Source organism: Streptomyces sp. NPDC006265 (genome assembly GCF_040613555.1).
GTDB lineage: Bacteria > Actinomycetota > Actinomycetes > Streptomycetales > Streptomycetaceae > Streptomyces.
Window position 1 is genome coordinate 1 of record NZ_JBEXSH010000772.1, and the last position, 4,473, is coordinate 4,473.

Genomic DNA, 4,473 nt, shown 5'->3' on the forward strand with positions numbered 1-4,473 from the left:
GTCGGGGCGGGTTCGGTGGCCTTGCCGTCCGGCGCCGGGCTGGTCCGGGTCGCGGTCGGCGAGGGCTTTGCGGACGTGCCGGGGCGGCCGGGGTCTGCGGTGGCACCGGGTGCGGCGGCGCTGGGGCCGGGCGCGGGTGCCGTGGCCTCGCCGGTCGCCGGTACGCTGCCCGGCGCGGTGACGCCGGTGTCTCCGGCCTCTCCGGTCGGTGCCGACTCGGCGGTCAGCGGCGGGCTGTCGACCTGCCCGGCCGGCGGGTTGTCCTCCTTGGTCGGCACGGGCAGCCAGGGGGCGTTGGAGTTGCCCGACAGCAGCGTGGCGACGATGACGACGGCGTAGACCCCGCAGGCCAGGGCGACGGCCATGCCGATACGGCGGTAGCGGCGGCTGCGGCGGCCGGACTCGTCGACGAAGACGGGCCGGTCGGCGGCGGGCTCGGCGCCCGGGCCCTCCTTCACCTGCCGCAGGAAACCTTCCCCGAGCTGCACGGCGTCCAACTGGACCGTGACCTCGTGCGGATCGTGGGTCTGCCCGTCCGCATCGGGGGCGTGCCCGAACGGGGCGGCCTCCTCCCGCTCCTGCCAGGGGTCGCGGACCGCGGTCCGGCTCCCCGGTTCCGAAGCGCGCGAGTCGGCCTCGCCGTCGCTCTGGCGGGGAATGCCGCGCAGTGTCTCCGTCCCGGGCAGCCCGTGACCGGTCGCCCGGACGTCACGGCCTGGGAAGACCTGCGTGGCTCTTCTGCCACGGGCTCTGCCGTCCGACGGGAGCTCTCCGGTAGCCGTAGCGGCCTCGGGCCACTCGGGTTGGGCGTCTTCTCGCCACTCTTTCACGCGCACGCACTTCCCCCCACGGGATGGTTCAGGTGCGCTTGACGACCTGAGCACCCGCCGTCGGACCGGCCCCCACCCGTCCGAACGCCCCCTCGTACCACACCGTGCTCAGACATTGAATGTAGCGCACGCGCAGGTTCTGTGTGGGCGCCGTGTCGAATCGTGTCAGCCGTGAGACGCCATGAGGACATCGTCTCCGGCCGGTATCCAGGTGCCCGCGGGCCTGCGCAACCACTGCATTTCCGCAGACAGGAGGGCTGCCGCGCGGCGCAGCGCGTCGAAGGCGGGGTGGGTCAGGCCCCTGCGCCACACCAGCGAAACGGGAGACAGTGGAACGGGGTCGACCAGGGGCCGCACCACCGTCGACGGCAGGGCCGGGAACTCCACGACGGCCAGGATCGGGTTGCGCGTTCTGGCCATGATCCGCTGGAACTCCTCCTCTCCTACGGCCAGCGGGGCGGGTGGCGCGATTTCGATGCCGCGCCCCTCGAACAGCAGCCGCGCGAGGCCGGTCCACTCCGGCGTACGCGGATTGCCGGCGCCCGCGTAGACGCTCTCGCCGGCCAGCTCGGCGAGCGGCACGGACTCCCACGCGGCCAGCCGGTGCTCCTCGGGCAGGACGACCGCCATCGGCTCGAACCGCACGGGCTGGTGGTCGAGCCCGGCCCGCAGTGCCGGGTCCAGCCCGGCGAACCGTCCGAACGACGCGTCCAGCCGGCCGGCCAGCACTTCACCGGCGGCTCCGGTCAGGCCGCTCTCGTAGCGGGCCATCAGCTCGTGGCGAGGGGCGAGTTCCCGCGCCTCGTGCAACACGCGGCGGGGTGTGACCAGGCCCGGGGAGTTCAGGTCGACCAGCAGCGGCCGGGCCTGGCGGAAGGCGGCGAGCAGCTCGTCCTGGGCGTGGAGCACCCGGCGGGCGTGCGGCAGCAGCCGTTCCCCGTCCGGGGTGAGCGTCACCTGCCGGGTGGTCCGCACGAACAGCTCGGCTCCCAGCTCCCGCTCCAGCCGCCGCACGTCCCGACTGAGCGCCTGCTGAGCCACGTGCAACCGCACGGCGGCCCGAGTGAAGTGCAATTCCTCGGCCACGGTGACGAAGCCACGCAGCAGGCGGGGGTCGAGGTGGGCGGTCATGCGGTGAATCTACAGCGGTCGGGAGCGGGGGCGGCGGCGCCCGCGATCACGGCAACTCCGAGGGCCGTCGGCGCCCGAAACAAAAGCGGGCCCGAGGGCCGGGGCGTGGGCCAGGAGCCGCCGAGGTTCAGGGGCCGGTGTACTTCCCGGATGTCTCGCCCTCGCCCGTCCGGGCCTCCGTGGCGTTCACGCCTTCCGTCCCCGTCCGGCCCTCCCCCGGCGGAGCCTGCCCCACCCGGTGCCGAGGCGCCGACCGCATCGGCGGCCTGGTCAGCGTGATCTGGCGGACGACCTGCTGGAAGCACGCCAGGGCGGCGAGGCCGGGCAGAGCGGCCGCCGCGGTGCCGAGGACCGTCCGGGGTGCCTGGACGACGCAGAGCAGTACGGCGATGCAGGAGAAGACCAGGACCACACACCAGGAGTGCACGGCACGACGCTGGTGCAGCGCGGCCCGCAGGACGGACAGCGAACCCACCAGCCAGGGCCCGTACACCAGCAGGGGCCACCAGGTGCGCAGGCCCCTCGCCTCGGGGGACACGGCGACCAGGCGCAGGGGGTCGTAGGCGACCATGCCGCTCAGGAAGCTCACCGCGGAGGCGATGACGGCCGCCAGGACCGCGACGAGGAAGCTGGTGGTGCGGAGCATGCCCGGGACCTTGCGGGTCCGGACCTTGCGGTGCCTCCGGGGGAACTCCCGCACGGGCGGCAGTTCCTCGGTGATGTCCTGGAGCCGTTGCATGTGGGCGCCCGGGGCGGTGACGGGTGCCGGGTCCGGGGCCCGGTCCTCGTCACGGGGGGCGGGGATCCGCGCCGCCTGTTCCCCCAGGGCCTCCTCGAGGATGAACGCCAGTTCCTCTGCGGGGTCCCAGGTCGGGTCCGGCGGTGTCAGGGGAGTGATGAAGTCCCTGGCCGGAGCCCGGTGCCGGCCAGTGCCCTCGACTTTGTCGTACATGGCGTGACCCGACTATTTCGAAAGCGCGAAAGCCGGCCCATCCGTCGCACCGATCCATCGCCGGGCGAGATCCCTTTCCAGTGCGCTCATGGCGTCGATGAAATCGCGGAGCACCGGCTCGGTCACCTGCAACGCTACCGGACAACCACCTCTGGTGAGCGTGCCGTTGACTGTCGCCGACGAATGCGCTGGAGCTGGGATGTAGGTATACGGGCCGAGCGTTACCGCCCAGCCGCCTTTCCTGGTCGCCTCGGTCATGTACCCACTAACCGTCGGTCCACTTCGGCGGATGCGCGGCAAACGAGTGAAGGATTTTCCCGAATGAGCATCTTTTCCATGCGTCATGAGGAGCATTAAGAATCTCCATATCTCTGTATGAAGAACAGGGAGCGAACGTTTCCGGCCACCGCGTTTCGGCCTTCCGGCCATGGATCCACAACCCTGGTGCGTGACTGCGCACGGAACAGGTGTTGGACCGCTCGATCATCCCCGGGCGACGGTGGGCGCATGCCGCAACTCTCCCCGTACCGCCGCCTGTTCGAGATCACGGGCGCCCGCGCCTTCACCGCCGGGAACCTGCTCGCCCGCCTGCCGATGGGCATGTTCAGCGTCAGCGCGGTCATGATGATCGCCGGAGCCCGGGGCTCGTACGCCCTCGCCGGTGCCGTCACGGCGACGGGACTCGCGGCGACCGCGCTGGTCGCACCGTGGACCGCCCGGCTCGTCGACCGGCACGGCCAGGCACGTGTGGCCCTGCCCGCCACGGTGATCGCCGTCCTCGGCTCCCTCTCCCTGCTGCTGTGCGTGCGCCACGACGCCCCCGACTGGACTCTGTTCGCCTCCTACGCCGCCACCGCCACGACCCCCAACACCGGCGGCATGTCCCGGGCCCGCTGGGCACATCTGCTGGCCGGCGACGTGAAGGCACTGCACACCGCCAACTCCTTCGAGCAGGCGGCGGACGAACTGTGCTTCATGCTGGGCCCGGTGCTCGCGGCCTTCCTGTGCGGGACGTTCTTCCCCGAGGCGGGCACGCTGGTGGGCGCGGTGCTCCTGCTGACCGGCATGGTCCTGTTCACGACCCGGCGCGCGACGGAGCCACCGGTCCGCGCGCACATACCGGGAAGGGCGCCCCTGCGCGCCCCCGGCATCCCCCCACTGCTCGCGGTCTGCCTGGCGATGGGCGGCGTCTTCGGCGCGACGGAGGTCGCCACGCTGGCGTTCGCCGACGCGCAGGGGCGGCAGTCGGCGGCCGGAATCGTGCTCGCACTCCAGGCGGGGGGCTCCTGCGTGGCGGGCCTGCTGTACGGCGCCGTGAAGCCCGTCGGCCCGGCCGCGGCCCGGCTGCCCCGGTGCGTGGCGGCGACGGCCGCGCTGCTGGCCCTGCCGCTGCTGGCCGCGGCCCTCACCGGTTCGCTCCTCCTGCTGGCGGCCGCGCTGCTGGTCGCCGGGATGGCGACGGCCCCGACGATGGTGACCACCATGACGCTGGTCCAGGAGCGCACCCCCGAAGGCCGCCTGAACGAGGGCATGACCCTCGCGGTGACCCGTCTGCTCGGC

At 72.7% G+C, this 4,473-nt stretch carries 4 protein-coding genes and 1 pseudogene; 1 reads left to right on the forward strand and 4 read right to left on the reverse strand.

Translation table 11 applies throughout. The features are described from left to right. The 4 genes and pseudogenes from ABZ281_RS39570 to ABZ281_RS39585 all read right to left on the reverse strand — a co-directional run. Positions 1-830 (reverse strand): annotated as a pseudogene (locus tag ABZ281_RS39570) (hypothetical protein); the annotation flags it as partial. Positions 831-995: 165 nt separating this feature from the next. Then, a complete protein-coding gene (locus ABZ281_RS39575) occupies positions 996-1,961 on the reverse strand; it encodes a LysR family transcriptional regulator (protein WP_356662822.1) in 966 nt (321 codons plus the stop codon). A gap of 127 nt (positions 1,962-2,088) precedes the next feature. Beyond that, entirely contained in the window at positions 2,089-2,913 is an 825-nt protein-coding gene (locus ABZ281_RS39580; RefSeq protein WP_356662823.1) for a hypothetical protein, read from the reverse strand. Between the two features lie 12 nt (positions 2,914-2,925). Beyond that, the gene (locus ABZ281_RS39585; RefSeq protein WP_356662824.1) at positions 2,926-3,171 is read right to left on the reverse strand and encodes a hypothetical protein; all 246 of its coding nucleotides are present in this window, start codon (positions 3,169-3,171) and stop codon (positions 2,926-2,928) included. A 249-nt stretch (positions 3,172-3,420) separates the two neighbouring features. Between ABZ281_RS39585 and ABZ281_RS39590 the strand changes: the two genes are divergently transcribed. Beyond that, the coding region (locus tag ABZ281_RS39590; RefSeq protein WP_356662825.1) for an MFS transporter at positions 3,421-4,473 on the forward strand (1,053 nt) is incomplete at its 3' end.

Bases quoted from the DNA above. Each gene is read 5' to 3' on its own strand.
- ABZ281_RS39585 (WP_356662824.1), bottom strand. From the start codon at position 3,171: ATGACCGAGGCGACCAGGAAAGGCGGCTGGGCGGTAACGCTCGGCCCG.
- ABZ281_RS39575 (WP_356662822.1), bottom strand. From the start codon at position 1,961: ATGACCGCCCACCTCGACCCCCGCCTGCTGCGTGGCTTCGTCACCGTG.
- ABZ281_RS39580 (WP_356662823.1), bottom strand. From the start codon at position 2,913: ATGTACGACAAAGTCGAGGGCACTGGCCGGCACCGGGCTCCGGCCAGG.